Here is a 25,354-nt window from a genome sequence, read left to right on the forward strand (position 1 = left end):
ATGGCTGAAACCTCCGTCCGCAATTTCAACATCAACTTCGGCCCGCAACACCCTGCGGCGCATGGCGTTTTGCGCCTTGTGCTGGAGCTCGATGGCGAGGTCGTCGATCGCGTCGATCCGCATATCGGGCTGCTGCACCGCGGCACGGAAAAGCTGATCGAGGCAAAAACCTATCTGCAGGCCATCCCTTATCTCGACCGGCTCGACTATTGCGCGCCGATGAACCAGGAGCACGCCTTCGCGCTGGCCGCCGAGCGCCTGCTCGGCATCGAGGTGCCGAAGCGCGGCCAGCTGATCCGCGTGCTCTACTGCGAGATCGGCCGCATCATGTCGCACATCCTCAATGTGACGACGCAGGCGATGGACGTCGGCGCGCTGACCCCGCCGCTATGGGGCTTCGTCGAGCGCGAGAAGCTGATGGTGTTCTATGAGCGCGCCAGCGGTTCGCGCATGCATGCCGCCTATTTCCGCCCCGGCGGCGTCCATCAGGACCTGCCACGTCAACTGGTGGAGGACATCGGCAAGTGGATCGACCCGTTCCTGAAATCGATCGATGACCTCGATCGTCTGCTGACCGGCAACCGCATCTTCAAGCAGCGCAATGTCGACATCGGCACTGTTTCGCTGGCCGATGCCTGGGCCTGGGGCTTTTCCGGCGTCATGGTGCGTGGTTCGGGCGCGGCCTGGGACCTGCGCAAGTCGCAGCCCTATGAATGCTATTCGGAAATGGATTTCGACATTCCGATCGGCAAGAACGGCGACTGCTACGACCGTTATCTCGTGCGCATGGAAGAAATGCGCCAATCGGCGCGGATCATGCGCCAGTGCGTCGACCTTCTGCTCGGCAAGGAAAGCACCGGTCCCGTTTCGAACCTCGATGGCAAGGTCGTGCCGCCCAAGCGCCAGGCGATGAAGCGCTCGATGGAAGCGCTGATCCACCACTTCAAGCTCTACACCGAGGGCTATCGCGTGCCGGCCGGCGAGGTCTATGCGGCCGTCGAGGCGCCGAAGGGCGAGTTCGGCGTCTATCTCGTTTCCGACGGCACCAACAAGCCGTACCGTTGCAAGCTGCGCGCGCCCGGTTTCGCGCATCTGCAAGCCATGGATTTCCTCTGCCGCGGCCACATGCTGGCCGACGTCACCGCCGTTCTCGGCTCCCTCGACATCGTGTTTGGTGAGGTCGATCGCTAAATGTCAGTCCGCCGTCTCGCAGAAGCCAGCGTCCAGCCAGCATCCTTCGCCTTCAACCGGGCGAACGCGGCAGCGGCGAAGCAATGGATCAAGAAGTACCCGAAGGGCCGCGAGCAGTCGGCGATCATTCCGCTGCTGATGCTGGCGCAGGAGCAGGAGGGCTGGGTCACGAAGGCGGCGATCGAGACGATTTCAGACATGCTCGGCATGCCCAGGATTCGCGGGCTCGAGGTCGCGACCTTCTACACGCAGTACCAGCTCAATCCCGTTGGCACCCGCGCGCACATCCAGGTCTGCGGCACCACGCCCTGCATGCTGCGCGGCTCGGAAGCGCTGATGGATGTCTGCCGCTCGAAAATCCATCACGACCAGTTCCACACCAATGACAAGGGCACCTTGTCGTGGGAAGAGGTCGAGTGCCTAGGCGCCTGCGTCAACGCGCCGATGGTGATGATCTTCAAGGATACGTTCGAGGACCTGACGCCGGAACGGCTGGCCGAAATCATCGATCTCTATGATGCGGGCAAGGGCGCTTCGGTGGTGCCGGGGCCGCAGAACGGCCGCACCGGCTCGGAGCCGGCCTCCGGCCTGACGACGCTGAAAAGCGAAAAGGCGATCCTCAAGTCGACCCGCGACCGCGAGGCCAGGGAAGCAGCCAAGGCCGCCAAGGCGGCACCCGACGCGATCATCGCCGCGCCCGTTCCGGCGCCCGCTGCCGCTCCGGTCGCGCCGTCCAAAGCCAGCAAGCCGAAGACCGACGCGCTCGAGACCAGCCCGGCGCTGAAGACACCCTCAAAGACCAAGGTGGCACCGGCGGCGGAAAAGGCGGCGAGCGTTTCGGCGCCGCTGCATTCGGCCGCCAATGCCAATAAGGCAGCGCCGGAAGTCGAGAAGGTCTCCAAGCAGCGCAATGGGCCCAGATCCAAGGCCGAACCGGCCGCTGCCTTCAAGGCGCCGGAAGCCAAGGCGCCGGCCGCCAAGCCGGCGAAACCGTCGCTGGAAGACAAGAACCGCCCGGCCGGGATCGACAGGCCGACCGCGGTGGACGATCTCAAGCTGATCTCCGGCGTCGGCCCGAAGATAGAGGGCGTCCTGCATACGCTGGGCATCTTCACGTTCGCGCAGGTCGCTTCCTGGAAGAGGGCCGAGCGCGAGTGGGTGGACGGCTATATCTCCTTCCAGGGCCGTATCGAGCGCGACGACTGGGTCAAGCAGGCCAAGGCGCTCGCCAAGGGCGGCGTTGCCGAATACATCCGCGTCTTCGGCAAGAAGCCGGTCTGAGGGACGAAAAATGCTTCAGGATAAAGACCGCATCTTCACCAACATCTACGGCCTCTTCGACAAGTCGCTGGCTGGCGCGATGGCGCGCGGCGCCTGGGACAACACGCCCGGCATCGTCGCCAAGGGCCGCGAATGGATCGTCAACGAGATGAAGGCGTCCGGCCTGCGGGGTCGTGGCGGCGCCGGCTTCCCGACCGGCCTCAAATGGTCGTTCATGCCCAAGCAGAGCGATGGCAGGCCAAGCTACCTCGTCATCAACGCCGACGAATCCGAGCCCGGCACCTGCAAGGACCGCGACATCCTGCGCAACGATCCGCACACGCTGGTCGAAGGAGCGTTGCTCGCCGGCTTCGCCATGGGCGCGATCGCCGCCTACATCTATGTGCGCGGCGAGTTCATCAGGGAGCGCGAGGCGCTGCAGCGCGCCATCGACGAGGCCTATGAGGCCAAGCTGATCGGCAAGGGCAACACGTCCGGCTATGATTTCGACGTCTACATGCATCACGGCGCCGGCGCCTATATCTGCGGCGAAGAGACGGCGCTGCTGGAAAGCCTGGAAGGCAAGAAGGGCCAGCCCAGGCTGAAGCCGCCATTCCCGGCCAATGTCGGCCTCTATGGCTGCCCGACCACGGTCAACAATGTCGAATCGATCGCGGTGGCGCCGACCATCTTGCGCCGTGGGGCTGCCTGGTTCTCGTCCTTCGGCCGGCCCAACAATGTCGGCACCAAGCTGTTCTGCGTCTCCGGCCACGTCAACAACCCCTGCACCGTCGAGGAGGCGATGTCGATCCCGTTCCGCGAGCTGATCGAGACGCATTGCGGCGGCATTCGCGGCGGCTGGGACAATCTGCTGGCGGTCATTCCCGGCGGCGCCTCGGTGCCGCTGGTGCCGGCCGAGCAGATCATCGACACGCCGATGGATTTCGACGCGCTGCGCGACCTCAAATCCGGCCTGGGCACGGCCGCCGTCATCGTCATGGACAAGTCGACCGATATCGTGAAGGCGATCGCGCGGCTGTCCTACTTCTACAAGCATGAGAGCTGCGGCCAGTGCACGCCGTGCCGCGAAGGCACCGGCTGGATGTGGCGGGTGATGGAGCGGCTGGTGCGCGGCGAGGCGCAGAAGCGCGAGATCGACATGCTGCTCGACGTCACCAAGCAGGTAGAGGGCCACACGATCTGCGCGCTGGGCGACGCGGCGGCATGGCCGATCCAGGGCCTGATGCGGCACTTCCGCGGCGAGGTGGAGCGGCGCATCGACGAGTTTTCGCGCAACGCGCATCGGGCCGAACCGGTGATGGTGGCGGCGGAATAGTAGATTTTTGAATGCTGGAATAACGGGGCGGGGCGAACGAAGAAACGACCGGGAGAACTCTATGGCGCCGTATTCGACACCCTACCCATTGATGCCCAATTTGGACCAGATCGAGAAGATGAATCAGGACCTGACCAGGATGATGCCGAAGGAGATGGCCAGCGCCATCAACCTTTTCGTGCACCCTGTCGCGGGCGCGGCGGCGATGTCGGCGCTTGGCATTGGGTTTGCCAATCATGCGTTCGGCGTCTGGCTGGGGGCGCTTTCGGGCGCCGCCGAGGCATCACAGCGCCTCATGCAGCCGCTGATCGAGGATTTCGAGGCACGCGTCGAGCAATTCGAGGACGCGAGTTCGTCGTCCGTCAGGGCGCGGGCGACGGCCAAGACCATGATTGCCGAGGCGCAGTCCTTCGCGCAGGAGGTCACCGACATCGCTGCCAAGGAAGCCGCGACCACGGCGCCGGCGGTGAATGTCGCTCCGGCAACGAGTGAGGCCGCCGATGTGCTGCTGCCCGAGGATTTCAGGCAGCCCAAGGCGATCGACAAGCCGGCGAAACCGTCCGACCTCAAGGCGATATCGGGCATCGGCCCGAAGCTGGAAAAGGTGCTGAATGGGCTCGGCATCTGGACCTATGCCCAGATCGCCGCCTGGTCGCCGCAGGAGATCGCCTGGGTCGACGACTATCTGTCGTTCAACGGCCGAATCGGCCGTGACGACTGGACTGCGCAGGCGGCTGTGCTGGCCGCGAAGAAGTGAATGCAATGCCGGGCGCCGCGTCTGTCGCGCCCGGGAAATGAGATTGCGGGAAATCCGCAGGGGTTTGAAGCGAATGGCAAAGCTCAAGGTCGACGGGAAAGAGATCACTGTACCCGACCACTACACGCTGCTGCAGGCGGCGGAAGACGCGGGCGCGGAAGTGCCGCGCTTCTGCTTCCATGAGCGGCTGTCGATCGCCGGCAATTGCCGCATGTGCCTGATCGAGGTGAAGGGCGGGCCGCCCAAACCGCAGGCGTCCTGCGCCATGGGCGTGCGCGATTTGCGCCCCGGCCCCAATGGCGAGCCGCCGGAAATCTTCACCAACACGCCGATGGTCAAGAAGGCCCGGGAAGGCGTGATGGAGTTCCTGCTGATCAACCATCCGCTGGATTGCCCGATCTGCGACCAGGGCGGCGAGTGCGACCTGCAGGACCAGGCCATGGCCTTCGGCGTCGATTCCTCGCGCTATCATGAGAACAAGCGGGCGGTCGAAGACAAGTATATCGGGCCGCTGGTCAAGACGGTGATGAACCGCTGCATCCATTGCACGCGCTGCGTCCGCTTCACCACGGAAGTCGCCGGCATTTCCGAACTCGGCCTGATCGGCCGCGGCGAGGACGCCGAGATCACCACCTATCTCGAACAGGCGATGACCTCGGAACTGCAGGGCAATGTCATCGATCTGTGCCCGGTCGGTGCGCTGACCTCCAAGCCCTTCGCCTTCCAGGCGCGGCCCTGGGAACTGACCAAGACCGAATCCATCGACGTGATGGATGCGGTCGGCTCGGCGATCCGTATCGACAGCCGTGGCCGTGAAGTGATGCGTATCCTGCCGCGCGTCAACGAGCAGGTGAACGAGGAGTGGATTTCCGACAAGACCCGCTTCATCTGGGACGGATTGCGCACGCAGCGCCTCGACCGCCCCTATGTGCGCAAGGACGGCAGACTGGTTGCGGCAAGCTGGGCCGAAGCCTTCGCGACGATCAAGGACGCGGTGTCGAAGACGACGCCCGAGAAGATCGGCGCCATTGCAGGCGATCTCGCTGCCGTCGAGGAAATCTACGCGCTGAAGCTGCTGATGGCTTCGCTGGGTTCCAAGAATGTCGACTGCCGCCAGGATGGCGCCGCGCTTGATCCGGCGCTCGGACGTGCCAGCTACATTTTCAACCCGACCATCGAAGGCATCGAGCAGGCCGACGCGGTGCTGATCATCGGCGCCAACCCGCGCTTCGAGGCCTCGGTGCTCAATGCGCGCATCCGCAAGCGCTGGCGGGTCGGCAATCTGCCGGTCGGCGTCATCGGCGATATCGGCGACACGCGCTACGAGTATGAATTGCTCGGTGCCGGGCCGGATTCGCTGAAGGATCTGGCCGACGGCAATGGCAAGTTCTTCCAGACGCTGAAGAAGGCGACGCATCCGCTGATCATTATCGGCCAGGGCGCGCTGGCGCGGGCCGACGGCGCGGCCGTGCTCGGCCAGGCGGCGAAGCTCGCCGCTGCCGTCAAAGCCGCTCGCGCCGACTGGAACGGCTTTGCCGTGCTGCACAATGCGGCGGCGCGCGTCGGCGGCCTCGATCTCGGTTTCGTCCCGGGTGAGGGCGGCAAGGATGTCGCCGGCATGCTGGGCGAAACGGACGTGCTGTTCCTGCTCGGCGCCGACGAGATCGACATGGGCAAGACCGGCGGCGCCTTCGTCGTCTATATCGGCACCCATGGCGACCACGGCGCGCACCGCGCCAATGTCATCCTGCCGGCGGCTGCCTACACGGAAAAGTCGGGCACCTACGTCAACACCGAAGGGCGTGTGCAGCAGACCAACCGCGCCGGCTTCGCGCCTGGCGATGCGCGCGAGGACTGGGCGATCCTCAGGGCCCTGTCCGATGTGCTGGGCAAGAAACTGCCGTTCGATTCGCTGCCGCAGCTGCGCGCCAAACTCTATGGCGAGTACCCGCATCTGGCCCGCATCGATCAGGTCGCGGCCGGCAATGCCGAGGACATCGGCGGCGTGGCGAAGCTCGGCGGGCGGCTGAACAAGGGCACCTTCACCTCGCCGGTCAAGGATTTCTACCTGACCAACCCGATCGCGCGGGCATCGGCCGTGATGGCGGAATGCTCGGCACTGGCCAAGAGCGGCTTCAAGCAGGCGGCGGAATAAGCATGGACACCTTCTTCTCCTTCTACGTGCTGCCGGCACTGCTGATCCTTCTGAAGTCGGTCGTGCTGATCGTGGTGCTGCTGATCTTCGTGGCCTACATCCTCTACGCCGACCGCAAGATCTGGGCGGCGGTGCAACTGCGCCGCGGTCCGAACGTCGTCGGCCCCTGGGGCACGCTGCAGGCCTTTGCCGATCTGTTGAAATTCGTCTTCAAGGAGCCGGTCATCCCGTCCGGCGCCAACAAGGGCGTGTTCCTTCTGGCGCCGCTGGTGTCGGCGGTGCTGGCGATCTCGGCCTGGGCGGTCATTCCGGTCAGCCAGGGCTGGGCGATCGCCAACGTCAATGTCGGCGTCCTCTATGTCTTCGCCATCTCCTCGCTCGAGGTCTACGGCGTGATCATGGGCGGCTGGGCGTCCAACTCGAAATATCCGTTCCTCGGCGCGCTGCGTTCGGCGGCGCAGATGGTGTCCTACGAAGTCTCGATCGGCTTCGTCATCGTCACCGTGCTGCTCACCGCCGGCTCGCTCAACCTCAGCGATATCGTGCTGTCGCAGCAGGGTGGGCTTGGCACCAGGCTTGGCCTGCCCAACACCTTCCTCGACTGGAACTGGCTGGCGCTGTTCCCAATGTTCATCATCTTCTTCATCTCGGCGCTGGCCGAGACGAACCGGCCGCCCTTCGACCTGGTCGAAGCCGAATCGGAGCTGGTCGCCGGCCACATGGTCGAATATTCGTCGACGCCGTTCCTGCTGTTCTTCCTCGGCGAATATGTCGCCATCGTCCTGATGTGCGCGCTGGCCACCGTCCTGTTCCTCGGCGGCTGGCTGCCACCCTTCGACTTCGCGCCCTTCACCTGGGTGCCCGGCGTCATCTGGTTCGTGCTGAAGGTCTGCTTCGTGTTCTTCGGCATCTCGATGGTGAAGGCCTTCGTGCCGCGCTATCGCTACGACCAGCTGATGCGGCTGGGCTGGAAAGTGTTCCTGCCGATCTCGCTGTTCATGGTGGTCGCCACCGCAGCCTTCCTCAAGATCACGGGGTTTGCGTGATGTCCGCTTTGTCCCAGGCCGCAAAATCGCTGCTGCTGCAAGATTTCGTCAGCGCGTTCTTCCTGTCCATGCGCCAGTTCTTCGCGCCGAAGGAGACGATCAACTACCCGCACGAGAAGGGGCCGGTCAGTCCGCGCTTCCGGGGCGAGCATGCGCTGCGCCGCTATCCCAATGGCGAGGAACGCTGCATCGCCTGCAAATTGTGCGAGGCCATCTGCCCGGCGCAGGCAATTACCATCGAGGCCGGCCCGCGCCGCAATGACGGCACGCGCCGCACGGTGCGCTACGACATCGACATGGTAAAGTGCATCTATTGCGGCTTCTGCCAGGAAGCCTGCCCGGTCGACGCCATCGTCGAGGGGCCGAATTTCGAATTCGCGACGGAAACGCGCGAGGAGCTCTACTACGACAAGGACAAGCTCCTGGCGAATGGCGACCGGTGGGAGCGCGAACTCGCGCGCAATATCTCATTGGATGCGCCGTACCGCTGATATTTGACGCATGGACGAGGCGAGGGCCCTCGTCTAAGGACACAACGAAACTTGCCGGCCGGAGGCGGTCGCAAAAATCAAACAGGACGAACGTCCTGTTTGGGATAGGAACCCGGGGGAACCCCAATGCTGAGTGGACTAGAGGCGGCCTTTTTCTACCTCTTCGCCTTTGTCGCCGTGGCGTCGGCGTTCATGGTCATTTCATCGCGCAACCCCGTGCATTCGGTGCTGTTCCTGATCCTGACCTTCTTCAACGCCGCCGGCCTGTTCATGCTGACCGGCGCCGAGTTCCTGGCGATGATCCTGCTCGTCGTCTATGTCGGCGCGGTCATGGTGCTGTTCCTGTTCGTCGTCATGATGCTCGACGTCGACTTCGCTGAAATGAAAGAGGGCGCGCTGCAATACGCGCCGATCGGCGCGCTGGTCGGGCTGATCTTGGCGGCGGAGCTGATTGTCGTGCTCGGCGGCTACACATTCGCGCCGAAGCTGGCCGCGACGGTGTCGAAGCCCATTCCCGATCTCGCCACGCGCTCGAACACGGCCGCGCTCGGCGACATCCTCTATACCGACTACCTCTACTACTTCCAGATTTCGGGCCTCATCCTGCTGGTTGCCATGATCGGCGCCATCGTGCTGACGCTGCGCCACAAGGAAGGGATCAAGCGGCAGTCGATCGCAGCCCAGGTCGGTCGCACGCCGGCCACCGGCATGGAAATCCGCAAGGTCAAGTCGGGCGAAGGAGTCTGAGATGGTCGTCGGTATCGCACATTATCTGACCGTATCGGCTGTTCTGTTCACGCTCGGCGTGTTCGGCATCTTCCTGAACCGCAAGAACGTCATCGTCATCCTGATGTCGGTCGAGCTGATCCTGCTTGCGGTCAACATCAACTTCGTCGCTTTTTCGGCGGCGCTCGGCGATCTGGTCGGCCAGGTGTTCGCGCTGTTCGTGCTGACGGTCGCGGCGGCTGAAGCGGCAATCGGACTTGCCATTCTCGTCGTCTTCTTCCGCAACCGCGGCTCGATCGCGGTCGAAGACGTGAACATGATGAAGGGTTGACGGAACCACCATGTATCAGGCCATCGTCTTCCTTCCCCTGCTCGGCTTCCTGATCGTCGGCCTGTTCGGCACGTCGCTCGGCGCCAAGGCGTCCGAATACATCACCTCAGGCTTCCTGGTGATCGCCGCGATGCTGTCGTGGGTCGCCTTCTTCACCGTCGGCTTCGGCCACGGCGAGGTGTTCACCGTGCCGGTGCTGCGCTGGATCCAGTCGGGCGGGCTCGAAGCGTCCTGGGCGCTGCGCATCGACACGCTGACGGTGGTGATGCTGGTGGTGGTCAACACCGTTTCGGCGCTGGTCCATATCTATTCGATCGGCTACATGCATCACGATCCGAACCGGCCGCGCTTCTTCGCCTATCTGTCGCTGTTCACTTTCGCCATGCTGATGCTTGTGACCGCCGACAACCTCGTGCAGATGTTCTTCGGCTGGGAAGGCGTCGGTCTCGCCTCCTACCTGCTGATCGGCTTCTGGTACAAGAAGCCGTCGGCCAATGCTGCGGCCATCAAGGCCTTCGTCGTGAACCGCGTCGGCGATTTCGGCTTCGCGCTCGGCATTTTCGGCGTGTTCGTGCTGTTCGGCTCGGTCAATCTCGGCACCATCTTCGCCAATGCGGCGACGTTCGTTCCGGCCGAGGGCGCGCCGCAAGGTGCTGCCGTGCTGACCTTCCTCGGCCATGCGCTCGACAAGCAGGCGGCCATGACCGTCGTCTGCCTGCTGCTGTTCATGGGTGCCATGGGCAAGTCGGCGCAGGTGCCGCTGCACACCTGGCTGCCGGACGCCATGGAAGGCCCGACGCCGGTCTCAGCGCTCATCCATGCCGCCACCATGGTGACGGCGGGCGTGTTCATGCTGGCGCGGCTGTCGCCGCTGTTCGAACTGTCGCATTCGGCGCTGACCGTGGTGACCTTCATCGGCGCCTTCACCGCCTTCTTCGCGGCCACCGTCGGCCTCGTCCAGAACGACATCAAGCGCGTCATCGCCTATTCGACCTGCTCGCAGCTCGGCTACATGTTCGTGGCGCTCGGCGTCGGCGCCTATGGCGCGGCGATCTTCCATCTGTTCACGCATGCCTTCTTCAAGGCGCTGCTGTTCCTCGGCTCGGGCTCGGTCATCCATGCCGTCTCCGACGAGCAGGACATGCGCAAGATGGGCGGCCTCAGAAAGCTGATCCCGAGCACCTACTGGATGATGGTGATCGGCACGCTGGCGCTGACCGGCGTTGGCATTCCCGTGACTGTCATCGGCACCGCAGGCTTCTTCTCCAAGGACGCCATCATCGAAAGCGCCTTTGCCAGCCACAATTCGGTTGCCGGCCTCGCCTTCGTGCTGCTGGTCATCGCCGCCTGCTTCACCTCCTTCTACTCCTGGCGGCTGATCTTCATGACCTTCCACGGCAAGCCGCGGGCGAGCCATGAGGTGATGCACCATGTGCATGAATCGCCGCCGGTGATGCTGGTGCCGCTGTTCGTGCTGGCCGCCGGAGCGCTGTTCGCCGGCATCATCTTCCACAATTCCTTCATCGGCGAAGGCTATGCCGAGTTCTGGAAGGCGTCGCTGTTCACGCTGCCGGACAATCACATCCTGCACGAAATCCACGAACTGCCGCTGTGGGTCGAACTGTCGCCCTTCATCGCCATGCTGATCGGCTTCGCGGTGGCCTGGAAGTTCTACATCCGCTCACCGGAATTGCCCCCGAGCGTCGCCGCGAACCATCGCTTGCTCTATGCTTTCCTGCTCAACAAGTGGTATTTCGACGAGCTCTACGACTTCCTGTTCGTGCGGCCCGCCAAGCGTCTCGGCCATTTCCTGTGGAAGACCGGTGACGGCACCGTCATCGACGGTCTCGGGCCGGATGGCATTTCGGCGCGCGTCGTCGATGTCACAAACCGCGTCGTCAAGCTGCAGACCGGCTACCTCTACCATTATGCCTTCGCCATGCTGATCGGCGTTGCCGCACTCGTCACCTGGATGATGCTCTGATGACCGCCTGGCCAATCCTCTCGCTGGTCACCTTCCTGCCGCTGGTTGGTGCGCTGCTGATCCTGTTCATCAGGGATGACAGCGAAAACGCGCGCCGCAACATCCGCGCCATCGCGCTGTTGACGACGACGTTCACCTTCATCGTCTCGCTGTTCATCTGGACCGGCTTCGACAATTCGCAGGCCGGCTTCCAGTTCGTCGAAAAATTCGCCTGGCTCGACTCCGGCATTTCCTACCATATGGGCGTCGACGGCATTTCCATGCTGTTCGTCATCCTGACGACGTTCCTGATGCCGCTCTGCATCCTGGCGTCGTGGGAAGCGATCGACAAGCGCGTCAAGGCCTACATGATCGCCTTCCTGCTGCTCGAGACGCTGATGATCGGCGTGTTCTGCGCGCTGGATATCGTGCTGTTCTACGTCTTCTTCGAAGCCGGCCTGATCCCGATGTTCATCATCATCGGCGTGTGGGGCGGCAAGCGGCGCGTGTATGCCTCGTTCAAGTTTTTCCTCTATACGCTCGCCGGTTCGGTGCTGATGCTGCTCGCCATCATGGCGATGTTCTTCCAGTCCGGCACGACCGACATACCGACGCTTCTGACGCACAGCTTCCCGGCCAACATGCAGACCTGGCTATGGCTCGCCTTCTTCGCCTCCTTCGCGGTGAAGATGCCGATGTGGCCGGTGCACACCTGGCTGCCCGACGCGCACGTCGAGGCGCCGACGGCGGGTTCGGTGATCTTGGCCGCAATTCTGCTCAAGATGGGTGGGTACGGCTTCCTGCGCTTCTCCTTGCCGATGTTCCCTCTGGCGTCCGAAATGTTCGCGCCGCTGGTCTTCACCCTCTCGGTCGTCGCCATCATCTACACCTCGCTGGTGGCGCTGATGCAGGAGGACATGAAGAAGCTGATCGCCTATTCCTCGGTCGCCCATATGGGCTTCGTCACCATGGGCATCTTCGCCATGAACCAGGAAGGCGTGCAGGGCGCGATCTTCCAGATGCTCAGCCACGGCCTCGTCTCGGGCGCGCTGTTCCTGTGCGTCGGCGTCATCTACGACCGCATGCACACGCGTGAGATCGCTGCCTATGGCGGCCTGGTCAACAACATGCCGAAATACGCCACCGTGTTCATGGTCTTCACCATGGCCAATGTCGGCCTGCCCGGCACCAGTGGCTTCGTCGGCGAGTTCCTGACCATGCTCGGCGTCTTCCGGGTCAACACCTGGGTGGCGTTCTTCGCCGCCACCGGCGTCATCCTGTCGGCCGCCTACGCGCTCTGGCTCTACCGCAGGGTGATCTTCGGCGCGCTGACCAAGGACAGCCTGAAAGGGCTGCTCGACCTGTCGCTGCGCGAGAAGGTGATCATCTACCCGCTGGTCGCGCTGGTCATCTTCTTCGGCGTTTATCCCGCTCCCGTCTTCGACGCGACGGCCCAGTCGGTCAAATCGCTCGTCACCAATGTCACCGCATCCATCGGCGCCGCGCAGACCGCGGCGGCGAACTGACCCAGGGGTTTTGCGAACCATGACGCCGGACCTTCTCTCCAGCCTGTCGCTCTCGACGCCCGAGCTGATCCTTGCCTTCGGCGCGCTCGCGCTGCTGATGGTCGGAGCCTATTCGCGCGCCAACACCGCCAATACCGTGACCGGGCTTGCCGTCGCGGTGCTGGTAATCGCCGGCGCCTGGCTGATCCTTTCCACCGGGCAGGGCAACGCCTATGGCAACGCCTTCATCCAGGATCCCTTCTCCCGTTTCATGAAGGTGCTGGCGCTGGTCGGCTCGGCTGTGACGCTCGTCATGTCGATGCGCTTTGCCAAGGCGGAGCGTTTCGACAAGTTCGAATATCCGGTGCTGATCCTGCTGTGTACGCTCGGCATGATGCTGATGATTTCGGCCAACGGCATGATCGGGCTCTATCTCGGCCTCGAACTGCAGTCGCTGGCGATCTACGTGCTGGCGGCGATCAACCGCGACAATCTGCGTTCGACCGAGGCGGGGCTGAAGTACTTCGTCCTCGGCGCGCTGTCGTCGGGCATGCTGCTCTACGGCATCAGCCTGGTCTACGGCTACACCGGCAACACCGGCTTCCAGGAAATCGCCTCGGCGCTCGGCAGCGGCGGGCGGCAGCTCGGCCTTGTTTTCGGCCTGGTCTTCGTGCTGGCCGGCCTCGCCTTCAAGATCTCGGCGGTGCCGTTCCATATGTGGACGCCCGACGTCTATGAAGGCGCACCGACGCCGGTGACGGCCTTCCTGGCGGCGGCTCCCAAGATGGCGGCGATGGCATTGATCGTGCGCGTCACCATGGGCGCGTTCAAGCCGATCGCCGCCGACTGGCAGCAGATCATCGTCTTCATCTCGATCGCCTCGATGGCGCTCGGCGCCTTTGCCGCCATCGGCCAGACCAACATCAAGCGCCTGATGGCCTATTCCTCGATCGGCCATATGGGCTACGCGCTGGTCGGCCTTGCCGCCAACAGCCAGGCCGGCGTGCGCGGTGTCGCCATCTATATGCTGATCTATCTGGTGATGACGCTCGGCACCTTCGCCTTCATCCTCGCCATGCGGCGCAAGGAGGGCAATGTCGAGCAGATCAGCGACCTGGCCGGGCTCTCCTCGACCAACCCGATCATGGCGACCATCCTCACCATCCTGATGTTCTCGCTGGCCGGCATTCCGCCGCTCGCCGGCTTCTGGGGGAAGTGGTACGTCTTCCTCGCCGCCATCAACGCCAACCTCTACGCGCTGGCGATCATCGGCGTGCTGGCGTCGGTGGTGGGCGCCTATTACTATCTGCGCATCATCAAGATCATGTGGTTCGACGAACCGGTCGGCGGCTTCGTGCCGATGGCCAGCGAATTGCGTGTCGTGCTGGGCGTCTGCGGCGCCTTCGTGCTGTTCTATGTGCTGATCGGCGGACCGATCGGCACCTATGCCGAAGCCGCCGCCAAGACATTTTTCTGACGGGATGGCATTTCGGCTGGCCCCAACCTCGGCGTCGGAAGGGTTCCGGCTCGAGGCCCATGACAGCGTCGGCTCCACCAATACGGTGGCGCTGGATCACGCCCGGGCCGGTGACCCGGGCAGGCTGTGGGTCGTTTCCAAGAAGCAGGAAAGCGGGCGTGGCCGGCGCGGCCGCGCCTGGGTGTCGCCCGATGGCAACCTGGCGGCGACCTTGCTCGTCATCACCGGTGGTGAACTACGCCTTGCCGCGACTCTGGGTTTCGTCGCCGGCCTGTCGCTTGCTGACGCACTGGATGCCGTGGTCCCGAAGGGCCGCATTGCCGTGGGACTCGATGGCGCGGGCAAGGGCCAAAACCGTTTCGAGTTGAAATGGCCGAACGATGTGCTTGCTTCGGGCGCGAAGCTTGCCGGCATCCTGCTGGAGTCGGCTATACTGGAGGGCGGCCGCTTCGCGGTGGCGGTCGGCATCGGCGTCAATGTCGTGGCGCACCCCGCGGATTTGCCTTATCCCGCGACATCGCTGCAAGCTCTGGGCGCGACATGCGATGCCGAAACGCTGTTCCTGGCGCTATCCGATGCCTGGAGCGAGAATGCCCGGCTGTGGGATGAAGGCCGCGGCCTCGCCACTGTCAGGCGGCGCTGGCTGGCGCGCGCGGCGGGGCTTGGCGGCGAGGTAGCCGTCAGAATTGACGGTAATGTAGTGCGTGGGGTGTTCGAGACCATTGACGAGGACTGCCGTTTCGTGATCCGCGACGATGAGGGGTCGGTGCTGACGATCGCGGCTGGCGACGTGCATTTCGGCGCGGTCGCGTCCGCTCAAGTATAGTTTGTTTCTGCGCAATTCCGGACGGAAAACCGTTAGACACGTTTCCTGGAATTGCTTTAACGGCTTGGCCTGAGGGCCAGGAAGGGAAAAATCATGGCGAAAGCGGAAAACGCCGAACTCGTCTTCGTGCCGCTCGGCGGCGTCGGCGAGATCGGCATGAACTTCGCCCTCTACGGCTACGGCCCGCCGAGCGCGCGTGAATGGATCGTCATCGATGTCGGCGTCACCTTTCCCGACGCGGCGCATCCGGGCGTCGACCTGATCCTGCCCGACACGCGCTTCATCGAGGAAAACCTCGCCAATCTGCGCGGCATCGTCATCACTCACGCGCATGAGGACCATTATGGCGCGCTGCTCGATATCTGGCCGAGGCTGAAAGCGCCAGTGTGGATGACGCCGTTCAGTGCCGGGCTTCTGGAAGCCAAGCGGCAGGGCGAGCAGGGGGCGCCGAAGATTCCGCTGACGATCTACCGGGCCGGGGAGAAATTCACCGTCGGCCCCTTCGAGATCGAAGCCATTCCGGTGGCGCACTCGATCCCGGAGCCGATGTCGCTTGCCATCACCACGCCGGCCGGCACCGTCATCCACACCGGCGACTGGAAGATCGATCCGGAACCGACGATCGGGCCGAAGACCGACGAGGCACGTTTCCGTGCCTATGGCGACAAGGGCGTGCTGGCGCTGATCTGCGATTCGACCAATGCGCTGCGGGAAGGGGAATCGCCGTCGGAAGTGGCGGTTGGCGAGGGGCTCAAGGGCGTCATCCAGAGTGCGGTCGGCCGGGTCGCCGTGACGACCTTCTCCTCCAATGTCGGGCGTATCGTCTCCATCGCCAAGGCGGCGCGCGATGCCGGCCGCCAGTGCCTGGTGCTCGGCCGCTCGCTGAAGCGCGTCATCGATGTGGCGGACGAGCTTGGCTATATGGACGGCCTGCCGGAATTCATTGCCGAGGAGGATTTCGGCTTCATCCCGCGCGAAAACCTGGTCATCATCTGCACCGGCAGCCAGGGCGAGCCGCTGGCGGCGCTGGCGAAACTGTCGCGCGACGAGATGAAATCGGTTTCGCTGACGGCGGGCGATACGGTGGTGTTTTCCTCGCGCACCATCCCCGGCAATGAGAAGGCGATCCTCGAGATCAAGAACCGCCTGATCGACCTCGGCATCAAGATCATCGAGGACGGCGACGCGCTGGTGCATGTCTCCGGCCATCCCCGGCGCAGCGAATTGCGCAAGATGTATGAATGGGTGCGCCCGCGGATCGGCGTTCCCGTGCATGGCGAGGCGGCGCATCTGGTGGCGCAGGGCTCGCTGATGTCGACCTCCGGCATCGGCCAGGTGGCGCAGGTGCGCGACGGCGACATGCTGCGGCTCGCTCCTGGCCCCGCCACCATTATCGACCAGGTGCCGTTCGGCCGCATCTACAAGGACGGCAATCTGATCGGCACCGACCAGGCGATGGGCATTCGCGACCGGCGCAAACTGTCCTTTGCCGGCCATGTCGCGGTCAATGTGGTGCTCGACGACAAATATGAACTGGCCGGCGATCCCGATCTGGTCGCCATCGGGGTCGCCGAGGCCGACGCCAGCGGCGAGACGCTGGAGGATTTGATGATCGATGCGGCTGTCGGCGCGGTGGACTCGATTCCCCGCCAGCGGCGAAAGGACCTCGACCTGGTTCAGGAAGCGGTGCGGCGCGCGGTGCGTGGCGCCGCCAACGAAGCCTGGGGCAAGAAACCGCTGGTGACGGTGTTTGTCACCAGATGACGGTAGCGTCGGTTCGCTGGTCTAGACGTTCAGTTGGTAGCTGACCGGAAGCCAGCGACAAGAGCCGTTCACCGCTTCGATGTAGCCCAAGCCAGGAAACGGCATGTGATGGCCGGCGACCAGCAGGCGCTGTTCCGCCGCCATCTTCAGCAAACGTTTGCGGGTGTCGATCGCCCGTTCCTTGTCATCATCGAAATCCGCATGCCACTCCGGATGCTGGATGGACACGACATAGTGCAGGAACGCATCCGACCAGATCAGCAATCGCTGGCCGCCGCTTTCGACGAGAAATGCCAGCAGGCCGGGGGAATGGCCTGACGCGTCGACGGCGGTAATGCCCGGCAACACCTCATCTCCAGGCGCTATGAACGTTGCCCGGTCGGCCAGTCCGGTGCAAATCTGCCGGAACAGATCACGGTTGGCCAACCTGGCCGGGCGCACCGCTGTTGCCTCGGTCCAGAAAGCGAATTCAGCTTTGCCGAACACATAGCGTGCCCGGCCGAAAACGGGTTTGCCGTTGCTGACAAGCCCACCGATGTGGTCCGGATGCCCGTGGGTGATGACCACCACGTCGATATCATCAGGCCCGAGTCCAAGGTCCTTCAAGCAGTCCAGGAGTGAACTGCCCTCATCGCCGCATCCGGTGTCGAACAGGATCCTTTCGGATCCGGTGTCGATCAGCGTCGGGATGAAACAATGTTCGAATCGATCCCGGTCGATGAAGTTCGAGACCGCGAGTTGATGCACCGCGGTTGGCGGCTGTCTGGCCGCGAACGCTGCCGCGAGGTTGTCGCGAACATCGACAGCGTCGAGCAAGGCGGCAATCTTGAATGAGCCGAGATCGAAGGTGAAAACGCGGGCGCGGGCAGGGCGGATGTAGGACATTGCCGTTTGTACTTTGCGGTTGCGGGCCGGAATAGCCTCGATCGTGATTCGTCAGAATGTTCACCAACGTGCGACAGTGCGCGCCTCGTGAATGGCTGTTGATCTCAGCTGATTTGACGTATGACGCCAGCCAGTGACAGAAGAGAGATAGCTCGCTCATGCTTGGACGGCTGAACCATGTCGCGCTTGCGGTGCCGGATCTGACTACTGCCGTTGCCGCCTACCGCAACACGCTTGGCGCCGATGTGACGGAGCCGCAGGCTTTGCCGGAGCATGGCGTAACGGTGGTGTTCGTCAATGTCGGCAACACCAAGATCGAATTGCTGGAACCGCTGGGCGAGGGCTCGCCGATCGCCGCGTTCCTGGCGAAGAACCCGTCAGGCGGGATGCATCATCTCTGCTACGAGGTCGACGACATCCTGGCCGCGCGCGACCAGATCAAGGCCGCCGGCGCGCGCGTGCTGGGCGACGGAAATCCGAAAACCGGCGCGCATGGCAAGCCGGTGCTGTTCCTGCATCCGAAGGATTTCTTCGGCACGCTGATCGAACTGGAGCAATCATGAGCTGGGTTTCGTTCACCGCCCTGTTTTTCGCGACCTGGTGGGTGGTGCTTTTCGCCGTGCTGCCGTTCAGCGTCCGCACGCAGGACGACGACCATGACGTGACGCTGGGCACGGTTCCAAGCGCGCCGCGCGGGCCGCACATGCTGCGCGCGGTGATCCGCACCACCATCGCCACGGCGATCCTCATGGGCATTTTCTATGGGCTGACGCACGGGCTCGGCTACAGCCTCAACGACATCCCGCATATCGTGCCGGATTTCGGCCAGACCCCGGCGAAATAGATCGCCCGGCAAGAGTGCCGCGACGACGTCGATGCGCCACTGACGCGGATCGAGATGCCGCCATATTTCACGACTGACCGCTTGCTGACGCTGGGTCATGTGACCTCGCAGCACGCCGCGCTAACCAGATGATTGCACAAAAAAAATGCAAGGCACGAGGCCTTGCAATTAAACGCGTCCGATCTGTTTCCGGTTTCCGGCGGCAGCGAGTAACCGCGCCTAGATCGCATCCTCCCAAGACTTTGACCGCGTAGGAGAGCAGATTTTTCTCCGCCCTCTCGGTTATCGCGGCACACTAGCCCAAGCCGAATGAAAATGTCACGAAGAATTTTGCCTCGAAACAGGCATTCTCGTGCTGCACTGCACAATAGTATGGCATGCATTGCTTGGGAAACGACCAGCAAGGCTCGACGGAGCCTTTGCGGCATGTTCCGGATTGACGCGCGCAAAGAATTGGCGGCCCAAACTGAAGAGGTTCGGCACGCCGAATGCCGGCACGGCCTGGTCCGGAAACCGGAGGATTCCGGGCCGTGGCGCGCTGATGTGCCGCCATGCCCGGGTTTCCATTCAGTCATGAAATGGCTATGAAGCCGGGGCAAGCAAGCCTGCGTCGCGCCGATTCTGGCGTGGCCGTTCTCATTCACGGACCAGTCCATGCGTTTGTCGCGCTATTTCCTGCCTATCCTCAAAGAAAATCCGCGCGAAGCCGAGATCGTCTCGCACCGGCTGATGCTGCGTGCCGGCATGATCCGCCAGCAGGGGCAGGGCAGTTTTTCCTGGTTGCCGCTCGGCAAGCGGGTGTTGGACAAGGTCTGCCAGATCATCCGCGAGGAGCAGAACCGCGCCGGCGCGCTGGAGATCCTGATGCCGACCATCCAGTCGGCCGATCTGTGGCGCGAAAGCGGCCGCTACAATGACTATGGCAAGGAGATGCTGCGCATCAAGGACCGCCAGGACCGCGACATGCTCTACGGTCCGACCAACGAGGAAATGGTCACCGAGATTTTCCGCGCCTATGTGAAGTCCTACAAGGATCTGCCGCTCAACCTCTACCACATCCAGTGGAAATTCCGCGACGAGGTGCGGCCGCGCTTCGGCGTCATGCGTTCGCGCGAGTTCCTGATGAAGGACGCCTATTCCTTCGACCTCGACTTCGAGGGCGCGAGGGCTGCCTACAACAGGATGTTCGTCTCCTACCTCAGGACGTTTACGCGCATGGGCCTGCAGGCGATTCCGATGCGCGCCGACACCGGGCCGATCGGCGGCGACCTCAGCCATGAATTCATCATCCTGGCGGATACCGGCGAAAGCCAGGTTTTCTGCCATCGCGACTATCTTTCGCTTGCCGTGCCGGGCGCCGACACCGACTTCGCCAATGACGGCCAGATATCAGACATCGTCAAGACGTGGACGACGCCCTACGCCGCCACCGACGAGATGCATGACGAAGCCGCCTGGGAAAAGGTCCCCGAGGGCGACAAGGTTTCGGCACGCGGCATCGAGGTCGGCCACATCTTCCATTTCGGTGAAAAATATTCCAAGCCTATGGGCGCCAAGGTGACCGGCCCGGACGGCAAGGACCATTTCGCTTCCGGCGGCTCCTACGGTATCGGCCCGTCGCGCCTGGTCGCGGCGATCATCGAAGCCAGCCATGACGAGAACGGCATCATCTGGCCCGACGCCGTGGCGCCGTTCGACATCGGCCTGATCAACATGAAGGTGGGCGACGCCGACTGCGACCGTGTCAGCGAAGAGCTGAATGCCACCTTCACCGCCGCCGGCAAGGATGTGCTCTACGACGACACGGACCAGCGGCCGGGCGGCAAGTTCGCCACCGCCGACCTGATCGGCCTGCCCTGGCAGGTGATCGTCGGACCGCGCGGCGTGGCCGCCGGCGAGGTCGAGATCAAGAATCGCAGGACCGGCGAGCGCGAGACGCTGCCGATCGCCGATGCGAAAAAACGCTTCGGTGTCGCCACATGAGCGAGGCGGCGGCGGCAAGATCGGCGGGCGCCGGCCCGTTCTCCTTCTTCGAGCGCACGGTTGCCTGGCGCTATTTGCGCTCGCGGCGCAAGGAGACGGTGATCTCGGTCATCGCCTCGATCTCCTTCCTCGGCATCATGCTGGGGGTGGCGACGTTGATCGTCGTCATGGCCGTGATGAACGGGTTCCGCGCCGAACTCTTGACGCGCATCCTTGGCGTCAACGGCCACCTGATCGTGCAGCCGCTCGATTCGCCGCTTGAGGACTACGCCCAGGTCGCCGGCCGCATCAACGGCGTGTCCGGCGTCAAATACGCCATTCCGCTGATCGACGGCCAGGTGCTGGCGCAAGGCAATGTCGGCGGCGGCACCGGCGCGCTGGTGCGCGGCATACGCGCCGAAGATCTCGGCAAGATCGCCATCGTCGCCAACAACATCAAGCAGGGCTCGCTCGCCGGTTTCGATTCGGGCGAGGGCGTTGCCATTGGCAAGCGCATGGCCGAGAATCTCGGCCTGACGCTGGGCGACACCATTACGCTCATCTCGCCCGATGGCGACGTGACGCCGATCGGCACGACGCCGCGGATGAAAGGCTACAAGATCGCGGCGATCTTCGAAGTCGGCATGTCGGAATATGACACGTCCATCGTCTACATGCCGTTCTCCGAAGCGCAGCTCTATTTCAACATGGATGGCCGCGCACAGACGATCGAGATCTATGTCGACAATCCCGACAATGTCGACGCGCTGAAACCGAAGGTGGAAGAGGCGGCGCAACGGCCCATCGAGATGGTCGACTGGCGCCAGCGCAACGAGACCTTCTTTTCCGCCCTGCAGGTCGAGCGCAACGTCATGTTCATGATCCTGACGCTGATCGTGCTGGTGGCGGCGCTCAACATCATTTCGGGACTGATCATGCTGGTGAAGGACAAGGGGCACGACATCGCCATCCTGCGCACCATGGGCGCCTCGCGCGGCGCCATCCTGCGCATCTTCCTGATGACGGGGGCGGCGATCGGCGTCACCGGCACGCTTGCCGGCGTGCTGCTCGGCGTCGTCATCTGCACCAACATCGAATCGATCCGCCAGTTCTTCTCCTGGATGACAGGCAAGGTGCTGTTCAACCCGGAACTCTATTTCCTCAGCCAGCTGCCGGCGAAGATGGATCCGCGCGAGACGACCTATGTCATCATCATGGCGCTTGGCCTGTCCTTCCTGGCAACGGTGTTTCCGGCATGGCGGGCGGCTCGCCTCGATCCGGTCGAAGCCTTGAGGTACGAGTAGTGGCCGAGGTCATTATCGAGCTGAAGAGCGTCGAGCGGCACTATGTCCAGGGGCCGCGCAAGCTCACCATCCTGAACGGCGCGGATTTCTCGCTGAAGCGCGGCGAGATGGTGGCGCTGGTGGCGCCGTCCGGCACCGGCAAGTCGACGCTGCTGCACACGGCCGGCCTGCTGGAACGCCCTGACGCCGGCGATGTGATCCTGGCCGGCCGCGCCTGCGGGCGGCTCTCCGACGACGAACGCACGTCGATCCGCCGCAACGATGTCGGCTTCGTCTACCAGTTCCATCATCTGCTGCCGGAGTTTTCCGCGCTGGAAAACATCATGATGCCGCAGCTGATCAAGGGCCTGCCGCGCAAGGAAGCGGCCGAGCGCGCCGCGCAACTGCTCGACTATATGCAGATCGGCAAGCGCGCGTCGCACCGGCCGTCCGAACTCTCGGGCGGCGAACAGCAGCGCGTAGCCATTGCCCGCGCCGTCGCCAACGCCCCGCTGGTGCTGCTGGCTGACGAGCCGACCGGCAATCTCGACCCGGTCACCGCTTCCTATGTCTTCGAGGCGCTGGGCGCGCTGGTCAAGCAATCGGGCCTCGCGGCGCTGATCGCCACCCACAATCACGAGCTGGCATCGCGCATGGACCGGCGCGTCACGCTCGCCGACGGCAAGGTCGTGCCGCTTTAAGGCCGTGCCGACATTCAGGCGAACGGACCGGAAGATCGACAGATCTAGCGGCGATTCAGCGAAGATAGGTTCGACGAATTTCATCAGGTTTGTCGAACCTCGCCGAGGGCCTGTCGTCACGCATTGTCGTGGCCTGTTGATAAGCGCCGCGCCGTCAACCTTTCCTTAACCCTGCCAATCTGATCGCCCGGAGATTCTGGGCGAGGCCGGATTCTGCGCGTTGACATTGAAACAAAATTAGAACAAATTGCGAACATATCAACAACAGGAGAGAGTTATGACCGATCTGGTTCAGGATGTCATCTCACTGGTTTGCATGAGCACTTTCCTCATTTCCATGGCGATCTGGATCGGCGCCATGTGATCTGGCGGCTCTCGCCGCCGTCGTTCCTGGCGGGTGAAACCCGCTTCCCCGTTAAGCCTTTCTTGCCGCCGCGGCGCTAAGGTGCGCCACTCAGGCAGGGAGCAACATTCAGGTGTCGCCCATCGTCACGGCCATTCTGGTGGCCAGCAATCTCGGGCTGATCTTTCTCTTGATGACCGTGCCGCTTGGTTCGCGCACGGTCAGGGTTAGCCGCGTGATTGCGATGAACCGCCAGCGCCTCTGGCAGGCGCTGTGGCCGCTTGGCAGCGATGCCGGCTGGTCCGGCGAGATCCTGTCGGCCGAGCCGCTGGACGGGGAGGGCGTGTCCCGCATCATGCTGTCGTGGGAAGGCCGCGACGGCGGGCCGATCGAGCGCAGGGCTCGGTTTGACGATGTCGTCGAGGGCAGCCGCTTCTCGATGCGCGTGCTTGAGGATACCGCGCTCGATGCCTCGTTCTGGAAAGACTATCGCGAAACCGCAGAGCTGGTTTCCGAAGGCAGCGGTACGCGGGTGACGCTTGGCCGGACGGATCGTTACCGCGGCGTTGCCTTTCTGGTGTTCCGCTACTTCGCCATGCGCCGCGAACTGTCCAAGCTGCAACGTTGGGCGATGACCGGGCAGTACCGCAAGGGCGGCTGGTTCGAGCATCCGCTGAGCCAGGTCGGCTTTGCCGTGCTGTCGGCACTGATCCTGTGGCCGTTCTTCGGCCTCCATCTTGGCGGGCTGGCGCTGGCCGCCATCCTGACGTCCGTCGTGGCCCTGCACGAACTCGGCCACATGGCGGCATTCCGGCTGATGGGCCACCGCAAGGCGCGGATGATCTTCATCCCGCTGCTCGGCGGCATCGCCATTGGCGGCCGGCCCTACAACAGCCGTTTCGAAGTGGCCTTCGTGGCGCTGATGGGAGCGGGTTTTTCCGCCTTCCTGGTGCCGATCGTCATCGCCGCCAGTGCGCTGGCCGGCAGCGAGGGGCATAAGGGCGCGGCAGCGCTGCTGGCGGCGCTGGCAGGCTGCGCGGCCCTGTTCAACATCGCCAATCTGGTGCCGGTGTGGAAGTTCGACGGCGGCCAGGTCCTGCGCCAGATCTGCCCGGGGCCGGTCGTGCTGGCGCTGGCCTCGTTTTTCCTGCTCTCGGCGTTCCTGGCGGTGGGCTGGCAGGCCGGCTTTTCCTCCGGCTTCCTGCTGGCGACCGGAGCGGTCTTTTCAATCCTCAGCCTGCTGACGATGGGCAGCGGGGTAAAGCCGCGTTACGAGCTGAAGCCTATCGGTACCGTCGACCGCTTCGCCATCGCCGGCGCGCTGCTGGCGGTGTTCGTCATCCATGGCTGCGGCGTTCTGTGGGCGTCGGCGCAGTTGCTCTGAGCGGGTTGGGCCTGAAAGGATCAACCCGTCTTGCGGGCAGCCTCGGCCGGCAAAGCCGCCACGGGACCAAAAACATCCTCGAAGGCTGATTTCAGCGCCAGGTCCAGATCGGCCATGCCGACGGGCAGGCCGAGGTCGACGAGGCTGGTGACCCCGTGGTCCTGAACCCCGCATGGCACGATGCCGCCGAAATGCTCGAGCTCCGGTTCGACATTGATGGCGATGCCGTGAAAGCTCACCCAGCGCCGCAGCCTTATGCCGATTGCCGCGATCTTGTCCTCCGCCGGCGAGCCGTCCGGCAGGGCAGGGCGATCGCGCCGCACCACCCAGACGCCAACCCGGTCCTCGCGGCGTTCGCCGCGCACGTTGAAAGCGGCGAGCGTGCCGATGATCCACTGCTCGAGCGCGGCAACGAAGGCGCGCACGTCCTCGCGCCGCCGTTTCAGGTCGAGCATGACATAGGCGACCCGCTGGCCTGGCCCATGATAGGTGTATTCGCCGCCACGCCCGGCGGCAAAGACCGGAAAGCGATCGGGCTCGATCAGGTCCTCGATGCGGGCGCTGGTGCCTGCGGTGTAGAGCGGGGGATGCTCGACCAGCCAGACCATTTCGCCGGCGGCCCCGCTGCGGATCGCCCCGGCCCGCGCTTCCATGAAGGCCAGCGCATCGGGGTAGGCGGTCAGGCCGGGCTCGATGCGCCACTCGACCGGCGCCGATCCGGGGAGAGGCAGGAACGACGTGGCGATCTGGCTGCGTTCTGTCATGGGTCTTCGTTTTTGTTCGTGCGTGCCGCGATCCCAAAACCGCCTCGCACTTTTGGGCAACATGCATCCGCCTTCCATATGGCGATATCGGGTGCAAACGTCCAGTTCCGCATGCTCATTCCGATCCTGTGGGCCGATATGCCAATCGGTTGAGATTATTGCGCATCGCGCACTTGTTTCGCCGGAGACGATTTGCTACACGCCGCGAGCCGGTCGGTTCCGGCTCCTACCACGTGCGGTCGTGGCGGAATTGGTAGACGCGCAGCGTTGAGGTCGCTGTGGGGCAACCCGTGGAAGTTCGAGTCTTCTCGACCGCACCAAATTTCCTGAAGCAAGCCTTCGGACGCCTTGAGATAACCT

22 protein-coding genes and 1 tRNA gene are annotated in these 25,354 nt (G+C 63.6%); 21 read left to right on the forward strand and 2 right to left on the reverse strand.

Going from position 1 to position 25,354, the window contains the following annotated elements:
- From CK228_RS07265 to CK228_RS07330, 14 genes are all read left to right on the forward strand, one after another.
- Positions 1-1,191, forward strand: a complete 1,191-nt coding sequence (locus tag CK228_RS07265) for an NADH-quinone oxidoreductase subunit D (RefSeq protein WP_095773025.1) — start codon at positions 1-3, stop codon at positions 1,189-1,191.
- Positions 1,192-2,472 carry an NADH-quinone oxidoreductase subunit E gene (locus CK228_RS07270; protein ID WP_095787373.1) on the forward strand — a complete coding sequence of 427 codons (1,281 nt, stop codon included), beginning with the start codon at positions 1,192-1,194 and terminating at the stop codon, positions 2,470-2,472.
- A gap of 10 nt (positions 2,473-2,482) precedes the next feature.
- The gene (gene nuoF / locus CK228_RS07275; RefSeq protein WP_095773023.1) at positions 2,483-3,787 is read left to right on the forward strand and encodes an NADH-quinone oxidoreductase subunit NuoF; all 1,305 of its coding nucleotides are present in this window, start codon (positions 2,483-2,485) and stop codon (positions 3,785-3,787) included.
- 61 nt (positions 3,788-3,848) lie between these two features.
- Complete coding sequence (locus CK228_RS07280) at positions 3,849-4,544, forward strand: NADH-ubiquinone dehydrogenase (protein WP_095787374.1); 696 nt, start codon at positions 3,849-3,851, stop codon at positions 4,542-4,544.
- A gap of 73 nt (positions 4,545-4,617) precedes the next feature.
- A complete protein-coding gene (gene nuoG / locus CK228_RS07285) occupies positions 4,618-6,699 on the forward strand; it encodes an NADH-quinone oxidoreductase subunit NuoG (protein ID WP_095787375.1) in 2,082 nt (693 codons plus the stop codon).
- A gap of 2 nt (positions 6,700-6,701) precedes the next feature.
- A complete protein-coding gene (nuoH, locus tag CK228_RS07290; RefSeq protein WP_095787376.1) occupies positions 6,702-7,745 on the forward strand; it encodes an NADH-quinone oxidoreductase subunit NuoH in 1,044 nt (347 codons plus the stop codon).
- Entirely contained in the window at positions 7,745-8,236 is a 492-nt protein-coding gene (gene nuoI, locus CK228_RS07295; protein WP_032930717.1) for an NADH-quinone oxidoreductase subunit NuoI, read from the forward strand. The genes nuoH and nuoI overlap by 1 nt, the downstream gene beginning before the upstream one ends.
- A gap of 126 nt (positions 8,237-8,362) precedes the next feature.
- On the forward strand, positions 8,363-8,983 hold the full coding sequence (locus CK228_RS07300; RefSeq protein WP_019858932.1) for an NADH-quinone oxidoreductase subunit J: 621 nt from the start codon (positions 8,363-8,365) through the stop codon (positions 8,981-8,983).
- A gap of 1 nt (position 8,984) precedes the next feature.
- A complete protein-coding gene (gene nuoK, locus CK228_RS07305) occupies positions 8,985-9,293 on the forward strand; it encodes an NADH-quinone oxidoreductase subunit NuoK (RefSeq protein WP_010910101.1) in 309 nt (102 codons plus the stop codon).
- Positions 9,294-9,303: 10 nt separating this feature from the next.
- Complete coding sequence (nuoL, locus tag CK228_RS07310) at positions 9,304-11,277, forward strand: NADH-quinone oxidoreductase subunit L (protein WP_095787377.1); 1,974 nt, start codon at positions 9,304-9,306, stop codon at positions 11,275-11,277.
- Entirely contained in the window at positions 11,277-12,782 is a 1,506-nt protein-coding gene (locus CK228_RS07315) for an NADH-quinone oxidoreductase subunit M (RefSeq protein ID WP_095773018.1), read from the forward strand. The genes nuoL and CK228_RS07315 overlap by 1 nt, the downstream gene beginning before the upstream one ends.
- Positions 12,783-12,801: 19 nt before the next feature.
- Positions 12,802-14,238 carry an NADH-quinone oxidoreductase subunit NuoN gene (gene nuoN / locus CK228_RS07320; RefSeq protein WP_095787378.1) on the forward strand — a complete coding sequence of 479 codons (1,437 nt, stop codon included), beginning with the start codon at positions 12,802-12,804 and terminating at the stop codon, positions 14,236-14,238.
- Between the two features lie 4 nt (positions 14,239-14,242).
- Positions 14,243-15,064: a biotin--[acetyl-CoA-carboxylase] ligase gene (locus CK228_RS07325; protein ID WP_095787379.1), complete on the forward strand. Its 822-nt coding sequence runs from the start codon at positions 14,243-14,245 to the stop codon at positions 15,062-15,064.
- Positions 15,065-15,157: 93 nt separating this feature from the next.
- On the forward strand, positions 15,158-16,828 hold the full coding sequence (locus CK228_RS07330) for a ribonuclease J (protein ID WP_095787380.1): 1,671 nt from the start codon (positions 15,158-15,160) through the stop codon (positions 16,826-16,828).
- A 21-nt stretch (positions 16,829-16,849) separates the two neighbouring features.
- Here the strand turns inward: CK228_RS07330 and CK228_RS07335 are convergent, their stop codons facing one another.
- Positions 16,850-17,644 (reverse strand): MBL fold metallo-hydrolase, encoded by a 795-nt coding sequence (locus tag CK228_RS07335; RefSeq protein ID WP_245437988.1) that lies wholly within the window; start codon positions 17,642-17,644, stop codon positions 16,850-16,852.
- A gap of 227 nt (positions 17,645-17,871) precedes the next feature.
- On the opposite strand from CK228_RS07335, the gene mce reads away from it, so the two are divergent.
- The 6 genes from mce to CK228_RS07365 all read left to right on the forward strand — a co-directional run bounded on the left by mce (position 17,872) and on the right by CK228_RS07365 (position 24,230).
- A complete protein-coding gene (gene mce, locus CK228_RS07340; protein ID WP_095787382.1) occupies positions 17,872-18,276 on the forward strand; it encodes a methylmalonyl-CoA epimerase in 405 nt (134 codons plus the stop codon).
- Positions 18,273-18,557, forward strand: a complete 285-nt coding sequence (locus CK228_RS07345; RefSeq protein WP_010910093.1) for a DUF1467 family protein — start codon at positions 18,273-18,275, stop codon at positions 18,555-18,557. The genes mce and CK228_RS07345 overlap by 4 nt, the downstream gene beginning before the upstream one ends.
- A gap of 654 nt (positions 18,558-19,211) precedes the next feature.
- Positions 19,212-20,540: a proline--tRNA ligase gene (proS, locus tag CK228_RS07350; RefSeq protein WP_095787383.1), complete on the forward strand. Its 1,329-nt coding sequence runs from the start codon at positions 19,212-19,214 to the stop codon at positions 20,538-20,540.
- Positions 20,537-21,823 carry a lipoprotein-releasing ABC transporter permease subunit gene (locus CK228_RS07355; protein ID WP_095787384.1) on the forward strand — a complete coding sequence of 429 codons (1,287 nt, stop codon included), beginning with the start codon at positions 20,537-20,539 and terminating at the stop codon, positions 21,821-21,823. Before proS ends, CK228_RS07355 begins: the two co-directional genes overlap by 4 nt.
- Positions 21,775-22,503 (forward strand): ABC transporter ATP-binding protein, encoded by a 729-nt coding sequence (locus CK228_RS07360; RefSeq protein WP_179295835.1) that lies wholly within the window; start codon positions 21,775-21,777, stop codon positions 22,501-22,503. The genes CK228_RS07355 and CK228_RS07360 overlap by 49 nt, the downstream gene beginning before the upstream one ends.
- Before the next feature lie 476 nt (positions 22,504-22,979).
- Positions 22,980-24,230, forward strand: a complete 1,251-nt coding sequence (locus tag CK228_RS07365) for a site-2 protease family protein (RefSeq protein ID WP_095787385.1) — start codon at positions 22,980-22,982, stop codon at positions 24,228-24,230.
- Between the two features lie 20 nt (positions 24,231-24,250).
- On the opposite strand, the gene lipB is transcribed toward CK228_RS07365, so the two are convergent.
- Positions 24,251-24,994 carry a lipoyl(octanoyl) transferase LipB gene (gene lipB, locus CK228_RS07370; RefSeq protein WP_095787386.1) on the reverse strand — a complete coding sequence of 248 codons (744 nt, stop codon included), beginning with the start codon at positions 24,992-24,994 and terminating at the stop codon, positions 24,251-24,253.
- Positions 24,995-25,229: 235 nt separating this feature from the next.
- Between lipB and CK228_RS07375 the strand changes: the two genes are divergently transcribed.
- Positions 25,230-25,314 (forward strand) — tRNA-Leu (locus tag CK228_RS07375).
- The last annotated feature ends 40 nt before the right edge of the window (positions 25,315-25,354 follow it).

The organism is Mesorhizobium sp. WSM4312 (assembly GCF_002294875.1).
Taxonomy (GTDB): Bacteria; Pseudomonadota; Alphaproteobacteria; order Rhizobiales; family Rhizobiaceae; genus Mesorhizobium.

What these genes read in the sequence shown, in the direction of transcription:
- CK228_RS07330 (WP_095787380.1), top strand. Translation starts at nt 15,158, where the DNA reads ATGGCGAAAGCGGAAAACGCCGAACTCGTCTTCGTGCCGCTCGGCGGC.
- nuoH (WP_095787376.1), top strand. Translation starts at nt 6,702, where the DNA reads ATGGACACCTTCTTCTCCTTCTACGTGCTGCCGGCACTGCTGATCCTT.
- CK228_RS07300 (WP_019858932.1), top strand. Translation starts at nt 8,363, where the DNA reads ATGCTGAGTGGACTAGAGGCGGCCTTTTTCTACCTCTTCGCCTTTGTC.
- CK228_RS07280 (WP_095787374.1), top strand. Translation starts at nt 3,849, where the DNA reads ATGGCGCCGTATTCGACACCCTACCCATTGATGCCCAATTTGGACCAG.
- lipB (WP_095787386.1), bottom strand. Translation starts at nt 24,994, where the DNA reads ATGACAGAACGCAGCCAGATCGCCACGTCGTTCCTGCCTCTCCCCGGA.
- CK228_RS07355 (WP_095787384.1), top strand. Translation starts at nt 20,537, where the DNA reads ATGAGCGAGGCGGCGGCGGCAAGATCGGCGGGCGCCGGCCCGTTCTCC.
- CK228_RS07270 (WP_095787373.1), top strand. Translation starts at nt 1,192, where the DNA reads ATGTCAGTCCGCCGTCTCGCAGAAGCCAGCGTCCAGCCAGCATCCTTC.
- nuoL (WP_095787377.1), top strand. Translation starts at nt 9,304, where the DNA reads ATGTATCAGGCCATCGTCTTCCTTCCCCTGCTCGGCTTCCTGATCGTC.
- CK228_RS07360 (WP_179295835.1), top strand. Translation starts at nt 21,775, where the DNA reads ATGGCGGGCGGCTCGCCTCGATCCGGTCGAAGCCTTGAGGTACGAGTA.
- nuoF (WP_095773023.1), top strand. Translation starts at nt 2,483, where the DNA reads ATGCTTCAGGATAAAGACCGCATCTTCACCAACATCTACGGCCTCTTC.
- mce (WP_095787382.1), top strand. Translation starts at nt 17,872, where the DNA reads ATGCTTGGACGGCTGAACCATGTCGCGCTTGCGGTGCCGGATCTGACT.
- nuoG (WP_095787375.1), top strand. Translation starts at nt 4,618, where the DNA reads ATGGCAAAGCTCAAGGTCGACGGGAAAGAGATCACTGTACCCGACCAC.
- CK228_RS07265 (WP_095773025.1), top strand. Translation starts at nt 1, where the DNA reads ATGGCTGAAACCTCCGTCCGCAATTTCAACATCAACTTCGGCCCGCAA.
- nuoK (WP_010910101.1), top strand. Translation starts at nt 8,985, where the DNA reads ATGGTCGTCGGTATCGCACATTATCTGACCGTATCGGCTGTTCTGTTC.
- proS (WP_095787383.1), top strand. Translation starts at nt 19,212, where the DNA reads ATGCGTTTGTCGCGCTATTTCCTGCCTATCCTCAAAGAAAATCCGCGC.
- CK228_RS07345 (WP_010910093.1), top strand. Translation starts at nt 18,273, where the DNA reads ATGAGCTGGGTTTCGTTCACCGCCCTGTTTTTCGCGACCTGGTGGGTG.
- CK228_RS07325 (WP_095787379.1), top strand. Translation starts at nt 14,243, where the DNA reads ATGGCATTTCGGCTGGCCCCAACCTCGGCGTCGGAAGGGTTCCGGCTC.
- nuoI (WP_032930717.1), top strand. Translation starts at nt 7,745, where the DNA reads ATGTCCGCTTTGTCCCAGGCCGCAAAATCGCTGCTGCTGCAAGATTTC.
- nuoN (WP_095787378.1), top strand. Translation starts at nt 12,802, where the DNA reads ATGACGCCGGACCTTCTCTCCAGCCTGTCGCTCTCGACGCCCGAGCTG.
- CK228_RS07315 (WP_095773018.1), top strand. Translation starts at nt 11,277, where the DNA reads ATGACCGCCTGGCCAATCCTCTCGCTGGTCACCTTCCTGCCGCTGGTT.